Source organism: Actinoplanes sp. L3-i22 (genome assembly GCF_019704555.1).
In the GTDB taxonomy this organism is placed as follows: Bacteria; Actinomycetota; Actinomycetes; order Mycobacteriales; family Micromonosporaceae; genus Actinoplanes.
Genome location: NZ_AP024745.1, coordinates 3,089,628 through 3,108,434, shown reverse-complemented (window position 1 = coordinate 3,108,434; position 18,807 = coordinate 3,089,628). Strand labels below are relative to the sequence as shown.

Sequence of the window (18,807 nt, the reverse complement as noted above, 5' to 3'; positions counted from 1 at the left end):
TTCCAGAGGTTGGTCAGCGGACAAGTCCAGGGACGGCGACCGCTGTCCGGCGGACGTCCCGGGGCCGTCCGTGGACGTCCCGGGCCGGTCGTCCGGCCGTCCCGGACCGCTGTCCGGGACATGTCCGGGACAGCGCGTGAGCGGGCAGCGCGACTGGGCCGAGTGGGACGCCGAGCTGCTCCGGCAGCTCCGCGCCGTGCGGACGGTCGCCGATCTGGCCGCCGTGCTGAAGTGGTACGTCGGGGTGCGGGGACGCGCCGTCCGGACGATCGCCAAGGTCGCGGGCGCGAACGGGCTGTCGCGGAGCTCGATCAGCGTGTTCCTGGCCGGCCGCCGGGCGATCCCGCACGCGCTGCTGAAACCGCTGGCCGCCGGCTGCGGCTTCGACACCGAGGCGGCCTTCGTGGCGCTCGGCGAGGCCTGGAGCCGGATCTCGCGTGACGACCCCGCGCCGCCGCCCGGCCGGACCCCACCGGTGGAGCAGCCGGCCGAGGTGGAGTCCGACCGCGACCGTCATCTCGCGACGCTGGAGACGATGGCCGAGGTGGCCGGCCGGATGAACGACGAGAGCACGTTCGGGTTCGCCCAGGCGATCTACGAGCGTGTCCTGGACATGCGCCGGGTCCTGCTCGGTGACCGGCACCCGGACACCCTGACGGCCCGGCACAATCTGGGCGCCGTCCTGGGACAGCTCGACGACCTGGACGCCGCCTGCGTCGTCCTGGACATCGCCTACCGGACCCGGCGGGACACGCTCGGCCCGGCCGACCCGGCCACGCTGGCCTCGATGGAGGCGCTGGCGGCGGCCCGCGCGAACGTCGGCGAACGGCACACCGCCCGCAAGCTGCTCGAGGAGAGCCTCGTCTACCGGCGGGAGAACCTGGAGGCGGTGGCCGGCACCGACGACGAGCGGCCGGCGCTGCTGGAGCGGTACCGGGCCACCGCCGCGAACCTGGTGGCCCAGGTGGAGAAGCTCGACGGCCCCGAGACGGCCGCCGAGCTCCGCAGGACGTTGTGACTCAGGCGCGGCGGTAGGCGGTGAAGTCGACCGCGCGGCGCAGCGCGAAACCGAGCGACTCGTAGAGGCGGATCGCGGTCGTGTTGGCCGCGCCGGTGTGCAGGAACGGGGTCTCGCCCCGCGCCCGGATCCCGGCCGCCACCGCCCGGACCAGCCGGGTCGCCAGGCCGCGGCCGCGGTACGCCGCGTCGGTGCAGACCGCGCTGATCTCGGTCCAGCCGGGCGGGCGCAGCCGCTCCCCCGCCATCGCGATCAGCCGCCCGTCCTCGCGGACGCCGAGGTAGGTGCCGAGCTCGACGGTCCGCCGCAGGTACGGCCCGGGCTGGGTGCGCGCGATCAGGTCGAGGATCTCCGGGACGTCGGCCGCGGTCAGCACGACCAGCGACGGGTCCGGCTCGGCGCGCAGCGACACGTCGACGAGCTGCACGCCGGCGATGCTGCGCTCCACCGCCCAGCCGGGCCCGGGCCGCTCCCCCAGGCCGGCGAGCAGCACCGGCTCGCCGGGCGGGACGAACGCGTCCAGGTCCCGCCAGGCGCGTGGATCCGCCGGGTCGCCGAGCGCGTGGAACGGCGCCACGTCGCTGTGGTAGCGCGCCGCCAGCCCGCTGACCTGGGCGAACCTGGCGTGCTCGCCGTGCAGGGCGAGCCACGCCGGATTGTCCAGCACCCGATCGGCGGCGACCGAGGTGGTCACTTGGCCTCCTTCGGCAGGCCCGGCGGGTTGATCTCGGAGGCGGTGACCGCCTCGTTGGTCAGGTTCCAGCGCTGCAGGATCTTCTGGTAGTCACCGGTGGCGATCAGCTTGTCGACCGCTCCACCGAGCGCCTTGACCAGGCCGTCGTCCTTCTTGGTGGTCAGCGCGATCTTGCCTTGCAGGCTGGCGCCGGCGCCCGAGTAGGTGCCGATGATCTCGAACTTGGGGTCGATCGCGACCTGGTACGCCACGCTCGGGTTCGGGCCGAGGTAGAGGTCGATCTGGCCGGAGCCGAGCGCCAGGTAGGTGGCCTGGTTGGTCTGGTAGTACTTGATGTCGACCGGCTTCAGGCCCTGCTTCTCGGCCTCCTTGCTCCACTCCACCAGGATCTTCTCCTGGTTGGTGCCGGAGCTGACCGCGACCTTCCGACCGGCCACGTCGGCCGGGCCGGTGATCTTCCAGCCGCTGCCCTGCTTCGCCACGAAGGCCAGGTTGTCGAGGCGGTAGGTGGCGAAGTCGTACTTCTCCTTGCGCTCCTCGGTGACCGTGATGTTGGAGATGCCGACGTTGTACTTCGCGCTGTCCAGGCCGATGAACAGGTTCTCCCACGAGGTGTTGTCGACGACCGGCTCCAGGCCGAGCAGCCCGGCGACCGCGTACCCGAGGTCCGGCTCGTTGCCGATCAGCGTCGTGTTGTCGGTCGCGGTGAACGCGAGCGGCGGGAAGCCGGAGCCGGCCGCGCCGACCCCGATGGTCAGCTTGCCGGTGGCCCGGATGTCCGCGGGGACCAGCGCCGCGAGGGCGTCGTCCGTCGCCGGGACGATCCGGTTCTGGTCCGGGCCGAGGTTCAGCGCCGCGGCGGCCGAGGCCGATGGGCCGGCGGCGGCCGCCGCCGGCTTCTCCTCCGGCGCGGCGCAGGCGGTCAGGCTCAGCGCCGCGGCCGCGACAAGGACAAATGCCAATTTGGTACGCACGGAGCACTCCTGTTTTCTAGGTGAGAACTGCGGAGAGGAAAGCCTTGGTCCGCCCGTGCCGGGGATGGTCGAGCACCTGGCCGGGCGGTCCCTGCTCGACGATCCGGCCCTCGTCCATGAAGATCACCGTGTCGGCGGCTTCCCGGGCGAACCCGATCTCGTGCGTCACCACGATCATCGTGGTGCCGGCCGCGGCCAGGTCCCGCAGCACGTCCAGGACCTCGCCGACGAGTTCCGGGTCGAGGGCGGACGTGGGCTCGTCGAACAGGATCAGCCGGGGTTCCAGGGCCAGGGCGCGCGCGATCGCGACCCGCTGCTGCTGGCCGCCGGACAACTGGCGCGGGTAGACGTCGGCCTTGTCCGCGAGCCCGACCCGGTCGAGCAGGGCGTGGGCTCGTTCGTACGTCGCAAGCTTGTTTTTCCTCAAGGCGGAGATCGGCGCCTCGGCAACGTTTTCCAGGGCGGTGAGGTGCGGGAAGAGATTGAAGTTCTGGAAGACGAAGCCGATCCTGGCGCGCTGCTTGAGGATCTGGCGCTCGCTGAGCTCGTGCAGCCTGTTGCCGGCCTGGCGGTAGCCGATCAGCTCGCCGTCGACCCGGACCCGGCCGCGGTCCACCTTCTCCAGGTGGTTGATGCTGCGCAGCAGCGTGGACTTGCCGGAGCCGGACGGGCCGAGGATCACGGTGACCGTGCCCGGCCGCACGGTGAGGTCGATGCCGCGCAGCACTTCGAGGGTGCCGAAGGACTTGTGCACGCCGGTCAGCTCGATCATCTGCGGATCGCCGCCCTCAGTCGCTGGAACGGGGTCGGTGGCAGGGTGCGCAGCGCGCCCCGGGCGAAGTAGCGCTCCACGTAGTACTGCAGGACGCTGAGCAGGGCGGTGAGGATGACGTACCAGACGGTGGCGACCAGCAGCAGCGGCACCACCCGCCCGTTCCGGCCGTAGATCACCTGGACCTGGTAGAACAGCTCACCGATCGCCAGCACGTACACGATGGACGTGCTCTTGAGCAGGTTGACCAGCAGGTTCGCGGCGTTCGGCAGGATCGCCCGCATCGCCTGCGGCAGCACGATCCGGACGAACTGCCGGTGCCGGGGCAGGCCCAGCGCGGCCGCCGCCTCGTGCTGGCCCTGGTCGACGCTGAGCAGGCCGGAGCGGATGATCTCGCCGGCGAACGCGGCCTCGTGCAGCGCCAGCCCGAGCAGCGCCGCGCCGAACGAGCTGACCAGGCCGGCCGTGCTGAACGACCAGCCGGGCCCGAACGGGATGCCGATCTGCAGCTTGTCGTAGAGGTAGCCGAGGTTGGCCCAGAACAGCAGCTGCACGATCAGCGGCACGGACCGGAACACCCAGATGTAGGTCCAGCTCACCGCCGCGAGGACCGGATTGTGGGAGAGCCGCATCGCGGCGAGCGGGATGCCGCCGAGGAAGCCGAGCACCGCGCCGGCCAGGGTCAGCTCGACGGTCAGCAGCAGGGCCCCCAGCACCGACTTCTCGAAGAAGTAGCCGGTGAAGGTGGACCAGTCCCAACCGGGGTTGGTGGCCAGGCCGTGGGCGAATTGGGCGAGCAGGATCAGCACCAGGGCGGTGCCGGCCCAGCGCCAGGGATGACGGGCGGGGACCACGACCTCGTCGCCGGCCGTGGCCGGGCCGGCCTCTCGTGGTGGAGATAGGACGCTCACGCCGATCACGGTAGGGACGTTCCCGGATCGCCCACAAGTCCTATCGGTCTAATATGTTTTACGAGAAGGTTGCGAGGTGTTGCGGTATTGCCTCTAACCCCATGGGTACGATAGGAATAGCAGGCATTCCCGCGCACCTCTGCCTGGAGCTTCCTGTGACCACCTTGCTTGCCCCCGCTCCGGCGCCGGAGCGCGCCGCGAAGACGGCAGCGGCGCTCGCGCCCGGCGGCGGCCTGCGCCGCCGGGTCGCCCTCCGGCTGCTCGCGTTACTGGTCCTCTACGTCCTCTGGGAGATCACCGCCCGGACCCTGAACAATCCGACGTTCATCCCGGGTCCCGGCGCGGTCTGGCACCAGCTGATCGTCACCTCGACCGTGCACGACGGCGTCCGCGGCTACAGCGGCCACCTGCTCATCGAGCACCTGGGCGTCAGCCTGCGGCGGATCCTGATCGGCTCGGCCATCGGCGTGGCCGGCGGCCTGCTGATCGGCGTGCTGCTCGGCACGGTCGGCTGGCTGCGCGTGGTCGCCGAGCCGGTGGTCACGTTCGTCCGGGCGCTGCCCCCGCTGGCGTACTTCAGCCTGTTCATCATCTGGTTCGGCATCGACGAGACCCCGAAGCTGTGGCTGCTCTCCATCGCCGCGCTGCCGCCGGTCGCGGTCGCCACCGCGGCCGCCGTGCACAACGCGCCGTCCGGGCTGGTCGAGGCGGCCCGCGCGCTCGGCGCGAGCCGGTGGCAGTCGATCCGGGACGTGGTGCTGCCCAGCGCGCTGCCGGAGATCTTCACCGGGATCCGGCTGGCGGTCGGCGTGGCGTACTCGTCGGTGGTCGCCGCCGAGACGATCAACGGCGTGCCCGGCATCGGCGGCATGGTCCGCGACGCCCAGCGCTACTCGCAGACCGACGTGGTCGTGCTCGGACTCTTCGCCATCGGGCTGTCCGGCCTGCTCATCGACGCCCTGTTGCGGATCGCCGAGGAACGGCTGATTCCGTGGCGGGGCATTAGTTAAGGATTTTTCCCCATGAAAAAGGTTGTTGCGCTTTTGTCGGTTCTGTTCCTCGCGGCCTGCGGCAACGGTGCCGCCAGCGGGGGCGGCGACGCTTCCAAGAAGTCGATCCGGATCGCCTACCAGGCGTTCCCCAGCGGCGACCTGATCGTCAAGAATCAGGGGCTGCTGGAGAAGGCGCTCCCGGACTACCAGATCACCTGGACCAAGTTCGACTCCGGCGCGTCGATCAACACGGCCTTTGTCGCGAAAAGTCTGGACATCGCGGCGATCGGGTCGTCGCCGGTCGCGCGTGGACTCTCGGCGCCGCTGAACATTCCGTACCAGGTGGCCTTCGTCCTTGATGTCGCCGGGGACAACGAGGCACTGGTCGCCCGCAACGGCAGCGGCGTCACCGACGTCGCCTCGCTCAAGGGCAAGAAGGTCGGCACCCCGTTCGCCTCGACCGCGCACTACAGCCTGCTCGCCGCGCTGAACCAGGCCGGCCTCAAGGAGACCGACCTGACCATCGTCGACCTGGAGCCGCAGGACATCCAGGCCGCGTGGACCCGGGGTGACCTGGACGCGGCGTACACCTGGCTGCCCTCGCTCGACGAGCTGAAGAAGACCGGCAAGGTGCTGATCAGCAGCAAGCAGCTGGCCACCGCCGGCAAGCCGACGCTGGACCTGGGCGTGGTCTCCACCGCGTTCGCCGGCGCGCACCCGGAGGCGGTCGACGCCTGGCGCAAGGTCGAGGCGCAGGCCCTGGACCTGATCGCCAACGACCCGGCGGCCGCGTCCAAGGCGGTCGGCGCCGAGCTCAACCTCTCCGCCGACGACGCGCTCAACCAGCTCAAGCAGGGCGTCTTCCTGAAGCCGGCGGACCTCTCCTCGGCCGAGTGGCTGGGCACCGAGAACAACGTCGGCAAGCTGGCCGACAACCTGGTCAGCGCGGCCGAGTTCCTCAAGTCCCAGCAGAAGATCGACGCGGTGCCGACCCTGGACACCGTCAAGAAGTCGATCTACGTGACGGGGTTGCCCAGTGTCCTCGGCTGACGCCGTCGTCCTGGACGCGGTGACGCACGCCTACGGGGACGTCACCGCGGTCGGGCCGGTCGACCTGACCGTGCCGGCCGGCGAGTTCCTGGTCCTGGTCGGCGCGTCCGGCTGCGGCAAGAGCACGCTGCTGCGGCTGATCGCCGGGTTCGAGCAGCCCACCGCCGGGACCGTGCGCACGGCCGGCGCCGCACCGGTGCCCGGTCGCGGGGCCGGGCTGGTCTTCCAGCAGCCGCGGCTGTTCCCGTGGAAGACGGTCGGCGGGAACGTCGCGCTCGCCCTGCGCTACGCCGGCCTGGACCCGGCGCCGTCCCGCGTCGACGAACTGCTGGCCCGGGTCGGCCTGCACGACGTCGCGTCCCGCCGGACCTGGCAGATCTCCGGCGGTCAGCAGCAGCGGGTGGCGATCGCCCGCGCCCTCGCCGTCGAGAACCCGTTGCTGCTGCTGGACGAGCCGTTCGCGGCGCTGGACGCGCTGACCCGGGAGCGGCTGCAGGCCGACCTGCGGCAGGTCAGCGCGGACTCCGGGCGCACCTGCGTGTTCGTCACGCACAGCGTCGACGAGGCGGTGTTCCTGGGCAGCCGGGTGGTGGTGCTGACGCCGCGGCCCGGGCAGATCGCGCTGGACCTGCCGATCGGGCTGCCCCGCACCGGCGTCGCCGCGGACGAGCTGCGCGGCTCCCCCGAGTTCGCCGCCCTGCGCACCGAGGTCGGCCACGCGATCCGCGACCGCGCCACGGTCTGACCCCACCCAGCCGCCCGCACGCGGGTCGCGCGATCCCGGCCGGGCTCGGCCGGCCACGCGGCTCGCGGACCCGGCTGGCACTCACGGCTGCTCCGGAGCAGCAAAAACAGCCGTGAGTGCCAGCCGGGACGGTGCGGGCGCGGGTGTGGGGCGGGACGGGCACCCGGCGGCGCAGGTTCTGGCACACTCGGCGGATGACTGAGCCTTCGGTGAGCATCGATGAGTTGCTGCGGGGCAAGGCGGCCATGGCGCCGTTCATCCGGCGGTGGGGGCTGCCGTTGAACCCGGAGGACGCCGACCTGATCGTGTGGGCGGTGCTGCACTACGCCCGTACCGGAGAAAATGATCTTTCTGGCATCGCGGCCGGCGCCGAGAAACACATCGACGACTACGAGGCGGACGCCGCGCGCATGCGGGAAGCCATGCGCGCCGCGTCCGACCGTCGCGACGACAAGCCCTAGCCGGCCCACTCCTTGGCGAGGAGTTCGAAGGAGCGGACCCGGTCCGCGTGCCGGTGGGTGATCGTGGTGACCAGCAGCTCGTCGGCCCCGGTGACCCGGCGCAACGTCTCCAGCCTGGCCGCCACCGTCGACGGCGACCCGACGAACTGGGTGTCCACCCGGTCGGCGACCAGCGCCCGGTCGTGGTCGGTCCACGCGGCGGCGGCCGCCTCCGCCTCGCTGGGGAACGGGACCGCGCCGAGCCCGGTCCGGATGCTGCGCACCCAGTGGGCATAGGGCGCGGCCAGCCGCCGGGCGGTCGCGTCGTCCTCGGCGACCACCACGTCGGCGGACACCATCAGGTGCGGCTTCGCCAGGTTCGCCGACGGCACGAACGACTCCTGGTAGGCAGCCGCCGCTTCGAGGACCTTGGCCGGCGCCACGTGGTAGTTCGCGGCGAACGGCAGACCGCGCGCCCCGGCCGTCCGGGCGCTCTCCCCGCCGCTGCTGCCGAGCAGCCAGATCTCCAGGTCAGCGCCGGCCCCGGGCACCGCGGTGACCGCATTGCCCTTGCCGTCGGCATAGGGCCCGGCGAGCAGACCGGAGATCTGGTCGAGGATCTCGTCGAGCCCGAGCGGCTCGGCCCCCGGCTGCGCCAGCAGGCTGCTCGCCAGCGCGGTCCGGTCGGACGCGAAGATCGGCGCCCAGGAGAACGGTTTCGGGATGAGCAGCCCGTCCACGACGCGCTCCTCGGCGACCACCGGCTCGCTCTGCAAGCGCAGGGCTTCCTTCTTCGCCTGCCCGGAGCGCCCCAGCCCCAGGTCGAACCGCCCCGGATACAGCGCGTCCAGCAGCCCGAACTGCTCCACGATCGACAGCGCGGTCTGGTGCCCGGTCTGCACCGCCCCGGACCCGAGCCGGATCCGCGAGGTCACCGCCGCGATCTGCCCGAGCAGCAGCGCCGGCTGGGCCGACGCGACACCGGGCGTGAAGTGGTGCTCGGCCACCCAGTAGCGGTGGTAGCCGAACTGCTCGGCACTGCGCGCCAGGTCGAGGGTGCGCCGCAGCGCGTCGCCGACGTCGCCGCCGGAGACCAGCGGGGCCAGGTCGAGAATCGAGAGGGGTACGGACATCGGCTCTACCGCCCTTCCGGCTGGCGCAGTCCCAGGTTCCCGCGCAGCGTCGTCGACTCGTACTCGGTCCGGAACACGCCCCGCTCCTGCAGCAGCGGCACCACCTGGTCGACGAAGTCGTCGAGCCCGCCCGGCGTCAGGTGCGAGACCAGGATGAACCCGTCGCAGGCGTCGGTCTGCACGTACTCGTCGAGCAGGGCGGCCACCCGCGCCGGCGTGCCGATGAAGTTCTGCCGGCCGGTCACCTCGATGACCAGGTCCCGGATCGACAGCTTCTTCGCCTCGGCGAGCGCGCGCCACTCGGTCGCGGTCTTCAGCCGGTCCGGGAACATCCCGGCCCGCCCCTTGATGATCGTGTCGTCCTCGTCGAGCACCGGGTCGGCGGCCGGCAGCGGCCCTTCCGGGTCGTAGGACGACAGGTCCTGGTTCCACAACTGTTCCAGCAGCAGGATCGCGGTCTGCGGGGTGACCTGCTGCCGCCGGATGTAGTGCGCCTTCTCCTGCGCGTCCGCGTCGGTGTCCCCGAGGACATAGGACACCCCGGGGATGATTTTCAGAGAGTCAACGTCGCGGCCGTACGCCGGCAGCCGGCCCTTGACGTCGCGATAGAACTGCTGAGCGTCCTCGAGTTTGTGGTGCCGCGAGAAGATCGCGTCGGCGTGCCGCGCGGCCAGGTCCCGGCCGGCCGCGGAGTCGCCGGCCTGCAGCACCACCGGGTGACCCTGCGGGCTGCGCGGCACCCCGAAGCGCCCCTTGATGCCGAACTGCGAGCTGTCGATCGCGAAGTCCCCGCCGTCGGTGTCCCAGAGCGTGCGGGCGGCCTCGATGAACTCGCCGGCCCGCACGTACCGGTCGGCGTGGTCGAGGAACCCGCCGCGCCGGAAGTTCTCGCCGAAGAACCCGCCGTGCGAGGTCACCACGTTCCACGCGGCCCGCCCGCCGGAGAGGTGGTCCAGCGTCGCCAGCTGGCGGGCCAGCTCGTACGGCTCGTGGAAGGTGGCGTTCAGCGTCCCGGCCAGTCCCAGGTGGGTGGTGATCGCGGCCAGGGCGGTGAGCACGGTCAGCGTGTCCGGGCGGCCGACCACGTCCAGGTCGTGGATGAGTCCCCGCTGCTCGCGCAGGCGCAGCCCCTCGGCCAGGAAGAAGAAGTCGAACTTTCCCCGCTCCGCGGTCCGCGCGAGGTGTTCGAAGGAGTCGAACTCGATCTGGCTCCCGGACCGTGGATCGCTCCAGACGGTCGTGTTGTTCACGCCCGGGAAGTGGGCGGCGAGGATGATCTGCTTAGGCATGGGCGGACTCCGGGGAGTAGCGGTTGACCGCCACCGGCAGGCCGAGGCGTTCGCGCAGCGTGGTGGCGGTCGATGGGGTGAACAGGCCCCGCTCGCGGAGCACCGGGACGAGGTCGCGGGTGATGGCGGTCAGATCGTCGGGGGTGCCCGGGCGCAGCCGGACGCCGGCGATCCCGGCCGGTGCCCAGCCGGCGATCAGGTCGGCGAGCTGGGCCGGCGTGCCGGCGAAGACGGCCGCGTCGGAGGTGACCGACCCGCGCCGCCGGATCGCGGTCTCCTGGTCCGGGTCGAGGAACGCGACGAGGTCGGCGAAGACCTTCTTCCCGGCCGGGAGCTGCCGGACGATCTTCGCGGCGCTGTCCACGTCGGACGGCGTCACGAAGTACACGTCGGCGTCCAGGTTCTCCCAGACCCGCGCCTCGTGGGTCAGCGCGGCGATCACCGGCTGCCCCTGCGGCGGCCGCGGCACGATCGACGGGCCCTTCACCGCGAAGTACGCCCCGGCGAAGTCGATGTAGTGCAGCCGGTCCCGGTCGATGAACCGGCCGGTCGGCACGTCCTTGATGATCGCGTCCTCCGCCCAGCTGTCCCAGAGCCGGCGCACCACCTCGACCGCGTCGCGCGCCTCGGCGAACAGCTCGTCGAAGCCGAGCGGCGCCCGCCGCCCGAGCAGGTCCGCCTCGGCCGGGTCGGCGGAGACCCGCACCTGCCAGCCGGCCCGCCCGTGGCTGACGTAGTCGAGCGTGGCCAGCGCGGTGGACAGGTGGAACGGCTCGGTGTGGGTGGTGGTGGCGACCGGGATCAGCCCGATGTGCCGGGTGAGCGGCGCGACGTAGGACGCGACCAGCACGGCGTCCGGACCCGGCCGCCCGAACCGGTCGTCGAAGGTCACGAAGTCGAGCCGCGCCTCGTCGGCCAGCCGCGCGGCGCCGGCCCAGTGCGACGCCGCGAACGATCGGTCGTCGAGGGCGACCGCAATCTGCACTGTCACGTCAAAACCTCCAAGGTGGGCACGGCCGCCAGCAGCTGGCGGGTGTACTCGTGCCGGGGCTGTTCGAACACCGACGGGCCCTGCTCGACGACCTGCCCGTCGCGCATGACGAGGACCCGGTCGGCGAGATCGCGGACCACGCCGAGGTCGTGCGAGATGAACAGCAGCGCCGTCCCGTCCCGCTCCCGGATCTCGGCGAGCAGGTCGAGCACCTGCGCCCGCACCGAGACGTCGAGCGCGGAGACCGGCTCGTCGCAGATGATCAGACTCGGTCGCGGGGCGATGGCCCGGGCGATCGCGACGCGCTGCCGCTGCCCGCCGGAGAGCTGCCGGGGATAGCGGTCGAGCACGTCCTCGCCGAGCCCGACCCGGTCCAGGATCGGGGCCACCGACCCGCCGCGGGGCAGCGCCTCGGCGACGATCCGCCGCACGGTCCAGCGCGGGTCGAACGCCGACAGCGGGTCCTGCGCGATCAGCTGCAGCCGCCGCCGCACCGGCCGGCGGGCCCGCTCGGGCACCCCGCTGAACCGCTGCCCCTCGAATCTGACCTGGCCGGAGGTCGGCTCGACGAGGCCGAACAGCAGCTGCGCGACGGTGGTCTTGCCGGAACCGGACTCGCCGACCAGGCCGACGATCTCGCCGCGCCGGATGCTGACGTCGACGTCGCGGACCACCGCCCGGTCGCCGTAGACCTTGCGCAGCGCGGTCGCCTCGGCGACGACCGGGCCGGGCTCGGCGGTGGTCCCGCGCCGCTTCCCGCTCGCGGCGGCGATCAACTGCCTGGTGTACGAGTGATCAGCGCCGGACAGAAGCACCTTCGTCGCGGCCGACTCCACGATCCGGCCGTCCTTCATCACCAGCACCCGGTCGGCGAGTTTCGCGACCACGGCGAGATCGTGGCTGATCAGCAGCAGGGTCTCCCCCGCCGCCCGGCGCTCGGCGAGCAGGTTCAGGATCTGGGCCTGGACGGTGGCGTCCAGCGCGGTCGTCGGCTCGTCGGCGATCAGCAGCCGCGGGCCGCCGGCCAGCGCGGAGGCGATCAGCGCGCGCTGCCGGAGTCCGCCCGACAGCTGGTGCGGGTACTGCCGGGCCCGGCGGTCCGGCTCCGGGACGTGGACCTCGTCGAGCAGGCGGCGGACCTCCTTCGTACGCTCGAATCGGTTTTTGTCGGAATGGACCCGCAGGACCTCGGCGATCTCCGCGCCCACCGTGCGCAGCGGGTCGAGGGAGACCAGGGCGTCCTGGAGGATCAGCCCGGCGAAGCCGCCGCGCAGCCGGCGCCAGTCGCGGGGCGCGAAGCGACGCGCGTCCTGGCCGTGCACGGCCAACCGGACCGCGTCGACCCGCGCGCCCGGACCGGCCAGTCCGACCAGGCTGCGGGCGGTGACGCTCTTGCCGGAGCCGGACTCGCCGACGATCGCGACGCACTCGCCGGGCTCGATCTGGAAGCTGACCCCGCGGACCGCCTCGACCGTGCGCCGGGGCAGGTGGAAGGTGACCCGCAGATCCTCGACCTGGATCACGGGAGCTCCCGTCCCTCGAAGCGGCGCTGCAGGAAGCGGCCGACGACGGTCAGGGCGATGATCGTGAGGGTCACCACGACCCCCGGCAGGACCGACGCCCACCAGGCGATATGCAGGTAACCGCGGCCCTCGGAGATCATCGCGCCCCACTCCGGCGACGGCGGTTGCGGACCCATCCCGAGGAAGCTCAGGCCGGCCGCGAGCAGGATCGCCTCGCCGAGCCCGAGCACCGCGAGCACCGGGATCGGGCCGAGCACGTTGGGCAGCACGTGCCGCAGCACCAGACGGGACCGGGAGGTCCCGAACGCGACGGCGTGCGTGACGTACGCCGCCCGCCGCACCACGAACGTCTGCGCCCGCACCACCCGCCCGAAGTGCGGCACCAGCGCCACCCCGATCGCCACGATCAGGCTGGTGGTGCCGGTCCCGGCGATCGCGATGAACAGCAGCGCGAGCAGGACCAGCGGGAACGCGGAGAGCGCGTCGAAGGACCGGCTGAGCGCCTCGTCGGCGATCTTGTGGCTGAGCCCGGCGAGCAGCCCGAGCAGGATCCCGGAGCCGACCGCGATCAGGGTGGCGGAGATCCCGATCGACAGCGAGTGCCGGGCGCCGTGCACGACCCGGGCGAACACGTCCCGGCCGAGCTGGTCGGTGCCGAACCAGTGGGCGCCGGACGGGGCCGCCAGGACGTGCAGCGGATCGGCGGCCAGCGGGTCGCCGGCGAGCAGCGCCGGCCAGGCCGCCGCGAGCAGGGTGAGGGCCAGGAACACCGCGGACACGGCCACTCCCGGCCGGCCCACGCGCAGCCGGCCGAGGCGGGCGGCCCGGGGGCGGGTCAGCGCGATCGTCATCGCTCAGCTCCTTCGCAACCGTGGGTCGATGAGCAGGTAGGCGAGGTCGGTCACGGTGTTGACCACGACGAAGACGGCGGCCGCGAGGATCACCACGGCGAGCACCACCGGCAGGTCACTGGAGTTGACCGCCTGCACGGTGACCTGGCCGAGGCCGGGCCGCCCGAAGACCTGCTCGATGATCACCGTGCCGCCGATCAGCACGCCGAACGACCAGCCGAGCATGGTCACCGCCGGGAGCAGCGCGTGCTTGAGCGCGTGCCGGGTCAGCACCGCGCTCTCCCGCAGGCCGCGGGCCCGGGCGGTGACCGCGAACGGTTCGTCGAGCGCCCGGTCCAGGCCGTCGCGCAGCACCTGCGCGAGGGTGCCGGCGATCGGCAGGCCCATCGTGATCGCCGGCAGGACCAGGGCGGCGAAGCTCCGGTCGCCGGAGACCGGGAACCAGCCGAGCCGGAACGAGAAGACGCTGAGCAGCACGATCCCGATCAGGAACGGCGGGGTGGAGACCAGCACCAGCCCGAACGTCGAGGTGAGCCGGCGGGCCACGATCGCGAAGACCAGGGCGAGCAGGACGCCGAACACCGCCGCGGCGCCGGCCAGCTTCAGGGTCGGCGCCAGCTGACTGCCGATCACCTCCGCGACCGGGCGCTGGAGCAGGTAGGACCGGCCCAGGTCCCCGTGCCCGGCGCGCCAGAGGAAGTCCAGGTACCGCACGACGGCCGGGCGGTCGAGGTGCCACTCGGCGATGATCTGCGCCCGGATCCCCGGGGTGTCGGCGCCGTCGCCGATGATCGCGTCGACAGTGGACCCCGGTGCGGCGAGCAGCGCCAGGTAGGCGGCGGTCGCGGCGGCCCAGAGGACCAGCACGCCCGCCCCCACCCGGCGCAGGATCGCCGTGATCACTTGCTCAGCCAAAGGTCGTACGCGTCGACCGGGACCCCGGCGGTCGGCTCGAATCCGACGCCACCGACCGACTTCGACGCGGCGATCTGGTCCTGCGGCGCGTAGAGCGGCTGCACCAGCGCCTGATCGGTGACCACCAGCTGCTGCACCTGCCGATACAGCTCGGTGCGCTTCGCCGGATCGGTGGTGGCGACCGCGTCGTCGAGCAGCTTGTCCAGCTCGGGGCTCCGGTACCCGGTCCGGTTGATCGAGCCGGTCGAGTAGAGCAGCAGGTTCAGCGCGGCGCCGGCATCGGTGTCGGCCCGCGAGTTGTCGAACAGCTCGTACGCCCCGTCGGCCAGCGCCTTGGTCGCGGTGCCCTGGTCGACGAGCTGGATCTGCAGGTCGATGCCGGCGCTCTGCTTGACCGCGGCCTGGACCGCCTGGGCCAGCACGTCCCGGCGGTCCCGGATGAACGGCGCGGACTGCACGAGTCGTACCGTCAATCGTTTTCCGTCTTTTGTCCGGAAGCCCTCGGCGTCCTTGACCGACCAGCCCGCCCGGTCCAGCAGCCGGCCGGCCTTGGCGGCATCGCCGCCGTAGGTGTTCTCCAGCGACTTGTCGTAGAAGGGACTGGTCGGTCCGATCACGCTCCACGCCCGGGTCGCGGTGTTCCGGTAGACCCCGGTGAGCACCGCGGGCACGTCGAGCGCCGCGCGGAACGCCTGCCGGACCTCGACGTCGTCGAACGGCGCGTGCGCGGTGTTGAAGTAGTACGAGTACGCCGACCCGGAGTTCAGCCCGCGCCGCAGCGCCAGATCCGGGTTCGCGCTGATCAGGGACTCGTCGGTGGCCGGGACGCCCTCGATGATCTGGACCTGGCCGGAGGTCAGCGCGCCGACCCGGACCGACGACTCCTTGAGGAACCGGTAGGTGATCCCGTCGAGGTAGGCCGGACCGCTGTGTCCGGCATTCGCCGGCGCCCAGTTGTACGCCGGGTTCTTCGTGAAGTGCACCTCTTGACCGGGGGTGTACCGGTCCAGCACGAACGGGCCGGTCCCGGCCAGCTCCGGGCCACCGGCCTTGAGGTTCTTCGCCGCCTTCAGCGACTTCGGCGAGATCTGCGCGCCCTGCGGCGAGGAGACGAAGTCCAGGATCAGCACGTCCGGCTTCTTGAGCCGGAAGACGACCGTGGAAGCGTCCTTGACCTCGACCTTGTCCAGGTTCTTGAGCTGGACGGCGGCGACGCCGGGCGCGTAGTTCGGCACGAGCAGCTGGTCGATGTTGGCATTGACCGCGGCGGCGTCGAACGTCGTGCCGTCCGAGAAGGTGACGCCGGTGCGCAGCGTGAAGGTGTACGTCTTCCCGTCCGGCGAGACCTGGTAGGCGCTGGCCAGCCAGGGCAGGTAACCGCCCCGGTCGTCGTGGGTGAGCAGGGCCTCGAAGCTGTTCCAGACCAGCAGGCGGGCCTTGGCCTGGGCGTACTGGTGCGGGTTGAACGTGATCGGCTCGGTCTCGACGGCCCAGGTCAGCGAGCCGCCGCTGACCGGTTTGCCGGCGTCGGCGCTGCTGGCCGACGTGCCGGCGGAACAGCCGGCGACCAGCAGCAGGGTGGTGACGACGATGGCGGGAAAGTGGCGCATGGACGACCTCCTCTCCCTATTTCCTATAGGTCACATAGGAAAATGGCAAGGAGCTATGACGTCGCTCTCCGGCGGCGCCTCACGATCCGCAGCGTGCCGAACCGGGCCAGGCCCCGCTGGTCCCGGAACCGGTGGTAGTCCAGTTTCTGCGGGCGCAGCTCCAGCCAGCTGTCCTTGCTCAGCACCCGGCGCCACTTGGCGTGCGGCAGGAACAGGTAGAACTCCGGGTGGCCGGACTTGTCCTGACTGGTGATCTTCAGGATCTCGGCCTGCCGCCCGGCCGACCGCAGCACCAGGACCGGCCGGTCCTTCGACTCGCCGGCCGACTCCTCGAACGGCACGTCGGCGAACCAGATCTGGCCCGGCTTCGGCGGCCAGTGCCCCCGGCTGCGGTCGGTCGCGAAGCCCAGCGTGCCGGTCCGCCACAGGTCGATCAGCCGCCAGACCGCCACCAGCAGCACCGCGATCGCGGCCAGCTCGACGATCGCCAGCGCCACCCCGATCCGCAGCCCGTCCCCGGTCCCGACGGTCGACCCGGTGACCACCGCGGCCAGCCCCTCGGCCTCGAACGAGACACCGAGCAGGATCGCCCCGGCCAGCGTGCCCACGCCGAGCCCGACCAGGTACGCCGGGGGCAGCCGGTCCAGCGCGGCCCAGGCCCCGACGCAGGCCAGCACCGCGACCAGCACGTTGCCGCCGGCCAGCCCGGGCAGACTCCACCACGGCATGCCGGCCGCGTGCCAGGCGACCACGGTCAGCGCGGTCGCCGCCAGCACCGCGGCGGCCCGGCCGAGCAGCGGCGCCGGGCGCAGGCCGAGCTTGGCCGGCCGGTACCACCACGCGATGGCGACCGCGACCACCGGCGTGAACAACAGCCAGAAATAGCCCCAATTCGCCTCGGCGGGGTCACCGCCGCCCTCCATCAGCACCGCGAACGGCCAGGCCAGCACGGTGGCGACGAACCACAGCGCGAGAATCTTGAGCAGCAGAGGAAGCAAGCGGCCACGCACGGTGACCAGCCTAGTCCTTTGTAGACGCAACCAGAAGATCCGCGAGTTGGTCACGGCACTGAACCATCCGCCGAGAATCCGCGTTCACCATGGAGTGCAACCGACTGACCAGCAGAACCCGGACGAAGAGCCGGTCGTCGTGAACGAGGAACCGGCCATCGCAACGGACGAACCGGTCACCGCGACCGAAGAACCGGTCACCGCGACTGCCGAGCCCGCGGAGGGGCCCGGCCGTTTCCGGCGTTTCCTGCGACACCCCGCGATCCGGCACGGCCTGACCGTCATCGCCGGCGGGATCATCTTCGGCGAGCTGCTCTTCCCGAACATCCTGCGCCGCCTGACCCCCGGCAGCTTCGAGCGCATCCCGATCGAGGCCGCGGTCATCATCGCCGTCCTGATCGTGCTGCCGCTGCGGGCCCGGCGGATCGCCGCGTCGGTGACCGCCGTCGTGCTCGGCTGGCTGGTCCTCGAGAAGTGCCTGGACATCGGCTTCTTCTACTTCCTGGCCCGGCCGTTCGACCCGGTGCTGGACTGGGTGCTCTTCGACGACGCGTACGACTACGTCCGCGAGTCCTACGGCACGGCCGGCCTGATCGGGTCACTGGCCGGGATCGCGCTGCTGGTCGCGGGCGTGCTCGGGGTGACCGTCTGGGCCATGCTGCGGATCACCAGGCTGCTCGGCCAGGACCGCCGCCGGGCCGCCTACTCGGCCGGCGTCATCGCGCTGGCGTGGAGCCTCGCCTTCGTGATCGGCATCCCCGGCCGGATCCCGAACGTGCCGCTGGCCGCGCGCACCACCTGGTCGTACGCCGCGGACCGGGTCGGCCAGGCCCGCACCGGCCTGCAGAACGAGGCCGCGTTCAACCGGGAGGTGCAGGTCGACGCGTACAAGAACGTCCCCGCCGACCAACTGCTCACCGGCCTGACCGGCAAGGACGTGATGCTCACGTTCGTCGAGAGCTACGGCCGCAACGCCGTCGAGGCCCCCAACCTGGCCCCCGGCGTCGACCCGGTCCTGGAGGCCGGCACCGCCAAGCTCAAGGCGGCCGGCTTCAGCTCGCGCAGCGGCTGGCTCACCTCGCCCACGTTCGGCGGCGGCAGCTGGCTGGCCCACTCCACCACGATGTCCGGCCTGTGGATCAACAACCAGGGCCGGTACCGGAACCTGACCGCCAGCAACCGGCTCACCCTGCCGAACCTGTTCCGGTCGGCCGGCTGGGACACGGTCAGCGTCATGCCGGGCGCCACCCGGGCCTGGCCGGAGGGCAACTTCTACGGCTTCAACCGGGTCTGGGACTCGCGCAACCTCGGCTACAACGGCCCGCGCTTCAGCTGGGCGCCGATGCCGGACCAGTACACGCTGAAGAAGTTCGGCGAGAACGAGTACAGCAAGGTCGGCCGCAAGCCGCTCTTCGTCGAGATGCCGCTGGTCTCCAGCCACACCCCGTGGACGCCGCTGCCCCAGTTCATCGACTGGGACCAGGTCGGCGACGGCTCGGTCTACAACGCGATCGTCAAGAAGCAGCCGTCCAAGGCGCAGATCTGGACCGCCGCGTCGACCGTCCGTGAGCAGTACGGCAAGTCGATCCAGTACACGCTGACCACCCTGACCGACTGGGTGGCCAAGTACGGCGACGACAACCTGGTCATGATCTACCTGGGCGACCACCAGCCGTCCCCGGTCGTCACCGGCGACGACGCCAGCCACGACGTCCCGATCACGATCATCGCCAAGGACCCGGCCGTCCTCGACCGCATCGCCAACTGGGGCTGGACCGACGGCCTCAAGCCGGCCCACGACGCGCCGGTCTGGCCGATGAACGCCTTCCGCGACAAGTTCCTCACCGCGATGGGCCCCGGCGGAACAAACCACTAAAAGACCAGAATCA

The 18,807-nt window shown here is 71.6% G+C and carries 18 protein-coding genes; 6 read left to right on the top strand and 12 right to left on the bottom strand.

Features of this window, described 5'->3' with window-relative positions:
- The first annotated feature begins 136 nt into the window (after positions 1–136).
- Positions 137–1,018 carry a tetratricopeptide repeat protein gene (locus L3i22_RS13755; protein WP_221327349.1) on the top strand — a complete coding sequence of 294 codons (882 nt, stop codon included), beginning with the start codon at positions 137–139 and terminating at the stop codon, positions 1,016–1,018.
- A gap of 1 nt (position 1,019) precedes the next feature.
- Here the strand turns inward: L3i22_RS13755 and L3i22_RS13750 are convergent, their stop codons facing one another.
- From L3i22_RS13750 to L3i22_RS13735, 4 genes are read right to left on the bottom strand one after another with little or no spacing between them, the layout of a single operon-like run.
- Positions 1,020–1,712: a GNAT family N-acetyltransferase gene (locus L3i22_RS13750; protein WP_221327348.1), complete on the bottom strand. Its 693-nt coding sequence runs from the start codon at positions 1,710–1,712 to the stop codon at positions 1,020–1,022.
- On the bottom strand, positions 1,709–2,686 hold the full coding sequence (locus tag L3i22_RS13745; RefSeq protein ID WP_221327347.1) for an ABC transporter substrate-binding protein: 978 nt from the start codon (positions 2,684–2,686) through the stop codon (positions 1,709–1,711). The genes L3i22_RS13750 and L3i22_RS13745 overlap by 4 nt, the downstream gene beginning before the upstream one ends.
- 16 nt (positions 2,687–2,702) lie before the next feature.
- Entirely contained in the window at positions 2,703–3,458 is a 756-nt protein-coding gene (locus tag L3i22_RS13740; protein WP_221327346.1) for an amino acid ABC transporter ATP-binding protein, read from the bottom strand.
- A complete protein-coding gene (locus L3i22_RS13735) occupies positions 3,455–4,369 on the bottom strand; it encodes an amino acid ABC transporter permease (protein ID WP_221327345.1) in 915 nt (304 codons plus the stop codon). The genes L3i22_RS13740 and L3i22_RS13735 overlap by 4 nt, the downstream gene beginning before the upstream one ends.
- Before the next feature lie 155 nt (positions 4,370–4,524).
- Between L3i22_RS13735 and L3i22_RS13730 the strand changes: the two genes are divergently transcribed.
- The 4 genes from L3i22_RS13730 to L3i22_RS13715 all read left to right on the top strand — a co-directional run bounded on the left by L3i22_RS13730 (position 4,525) and on the right by L3i22_RS13715 (position 7,617).
- Positions 4,525–5,379, top strand: a complete 855-nt coding sequence (locus L3i22_RS13730) for an ABC transporter permease (protein ID WP_221327344.1) — start codon at positions 4,525–4,527, stop codon at positions 5,377–5,379.
- Positions 5,380–5,391: 12 nt separating this feature from the next.
- Positions 5,392–6,411 carry a glycine betaine ABC transporter substrate-binding protein gene (locus tag L3i22_RS13725; RefSeq protein ID WP_221327343.1) on the top strand — a complete coding sequence of 340 codons (1,020 nt, stop codon included), beginning with the start codon at positions 5,392–5,394 and terminating at the stop codon, positions 6,409–6,411.
- On the top strand, positions 6,398–7,156 hold the full coding sequence (locus L3i22_RS13720) for an ABC transporter ATP-binding protein (RefSeq protein ID WP_221327342.1): 759 nt from the start codon (positions 6,398–6,400) through the stop codon (positions 7,154–7,156). Before L3i22_RS13725 ends, L3i22_RS13720 begins: the two co-directional genes overlap by 14 nt.
- Positions 7,157–7,350: 194 nt before the next feature.
- Positions 7,351–7,617 carry a hypothetical protein gene (locus L3i22_RS13715; RefSeq protein ID WP_221327341.1) on the top strand — a complete coding sequence of 89 codons (267 nt, stop codon included), beginning with the start codon at positions 7,351–7,353 and terminating at the stop codon, positions 7,615–7,617.
- Here L3i22_RS13715 and L3i22_RS13710 read toward each other — a convergent pair.
- From L3i22_RS13710 to L3i22_RS13675, 8 genes are read right to left on the bottom strand one after another with little or no spacing between them, the layout of a single operon-like run.
- Positions 7,614–8,729 (bottom strand): LLM class flavin-dependent oxidoreductase, encoded by a 1,116-nt coding sequence (locus L3i22_RS13710; RefSeq protein WP_221327340.1) that lies wholly within the window; start codon positions 8,727–8,729, stop codon positions 7,614–7,616. The two genes, L3i22_RS13715 and L3i22_RS13710, sit on opposite strands and share 4 nt — an antisense overlap.
- 5 nt (positions 8,730–8,734) lie before the next feature.
- A complete protein-coding gene (locus tag L3i22_RS13705) occupies positions 8,735–10,018 on the bottom strand; it encodes an LLM class flavin-dependent oxidoreductase (protein WP_221327339.1) in 1,284 nt (427 codons plus the stop codon).
- A complete protein-coding gene (locus L3i22_RS13700; protein WP_221327338.1) occupies positions 10,011–11,009 on the bottom strand; it encodes an LLM class flavin-dependent oxidoreductase in 999 nt (332 codons plus the stop codon). The genes L3i22_RS13705 and L3i22_RS13700 overlap by 8 nt, the downstream gene beginning before the upstream one ends.
- A complete protein-coding gene (gene nikE / locus L3i22_RS13695) occupies positions 11,006–12,532 on the bottom strand; it encodes an ABC transporter ATP-binding protein (RefSeq protein WP_221327337.1) in 1,527 nt (508 codons plus the stop codon). The genes L3i22_RS13700 and nikE overlap by 4 nt, the downstream gene beginning before the upstream one ends.
- On the bottom strand, positions 12,529–13,383 hold the full coding sequence (locus L3i22_RS13690; protein ID WP_221327336.1) for an ABC transporter permease: 855 nt from the start codon (positions 13,381–13,383) through the stop codon (positions 12,529–12,531). The genes nikE and L3i22_RS13690 overlap by 4 nt, the downstream gene beginning before the upstream one ends.
- Before the next feature lie 3 nt (positions 13,384–13,386).
- A complete protein-coding gene (locus L3i22_RS13685) occupies positions 13,387–14,286 on the bottom strand; it encodes an ABC transporter permease (RefSeq protein ID WP_221327335.1) in 900 nt (299 codons plus the stop codon).
- A complete protein-coding gene (locus tag L3i22_RS13680; RefSeq protein WP_221327334.1) occupies positions 14,283–15,908 on the bottom strand; it encodes an ABC transporter substrate-binding protein in 1,626 nt (541 codons plus the stop codon). Before L3i22_RS13680 ends, L3i22_RS13685 begins: the two co-directional genes overlap by 4 nt.
- A 53-nt stretch (positions 15,909–15,961) precedes the next feature.
- Positions 15,962–16,918, bottom strand: a complete 957-nt coding sequence (locus tag L3i22_RS13675; protein WP_221327333.1) for a hypothetical protein — start codon at positions 16,916–16,918, stop codon at positions 15,962–15,964.
- A gap of 94 nt (positions 16,919–17,012) precedes the next feature.
- Here L3i22_RS13675 and L3i22_RS13670 point away from each other — a divergent pair, with 94 nt between their 5' ends.
- Positions 17,013–18,794 (top strand): sulfatase-like hydrolase/transferase, encoded by a 1,782-nt coding sequence (locus tag L3i22_RS13670; RefSeq protein ID WP_255658202.1) that lies wholly within the window; start codon positions 17,013–17,015, stop codon positions 18,792–18,794.
- The last annotated feature ends 13 nt before the right edge of the window (positions 18,795–18,807 follow it).

Bases quoted from the DNA above. Each gene is read 5' to 3' on its own strand.
- L3i22_RS13740 (WP_221327346.1), bottom strand. From the start codon at position 3,458: ATGATCGAGCTGACCGGCGTGCACAAGTCCTTCGGCACCCTCGAAGTG.
- L3i22_RS13710 (WP_221327340.1), bottom strand. From the start codon at position 8,729: ATGTCCGTACCCCTCTCGATTCTCGACCTGGCCCCGCTGGTCTCCGGC.
- L3i22_RS13680 (WP_221327334.1), bottom strand. From the start codon at position 15,908: ATGCGCCACTTTCCCGCCATCGTCGTCACCACCCTGCTGCTGGTCGCC.
- L3i22_RS13705 (WP_221327339.1), bottom strand. From the start codon at position 10,018: ATGCCTAAGCAGATCATCCTCGCCGCCCACTTCCCGGGCGTGAACAAC.
- L3i22_RS13690 (WP_221327336.1), bottom strand. From the start codon at position 13,383: ATGACGATCGCGCTGACCCGCCCCCGGGCCGCCCGCCTCGGCCGGCTG.
- L3i22_RS13715 (WP_221327341.1), top strand. From the start codon at position 7,351: ATGACTGAGCCTTCGGTGAGCATCGATGAGTTGCTGCGGGGCAAGGCG.
- L3i22_RS13725 (WP_221327343.1), top strand. From the start codon at position 5,392: ATGAAAAAGGTTGTTGCGCTTTTGTCGGTTCTGTTCCTCGCGGCCTGC.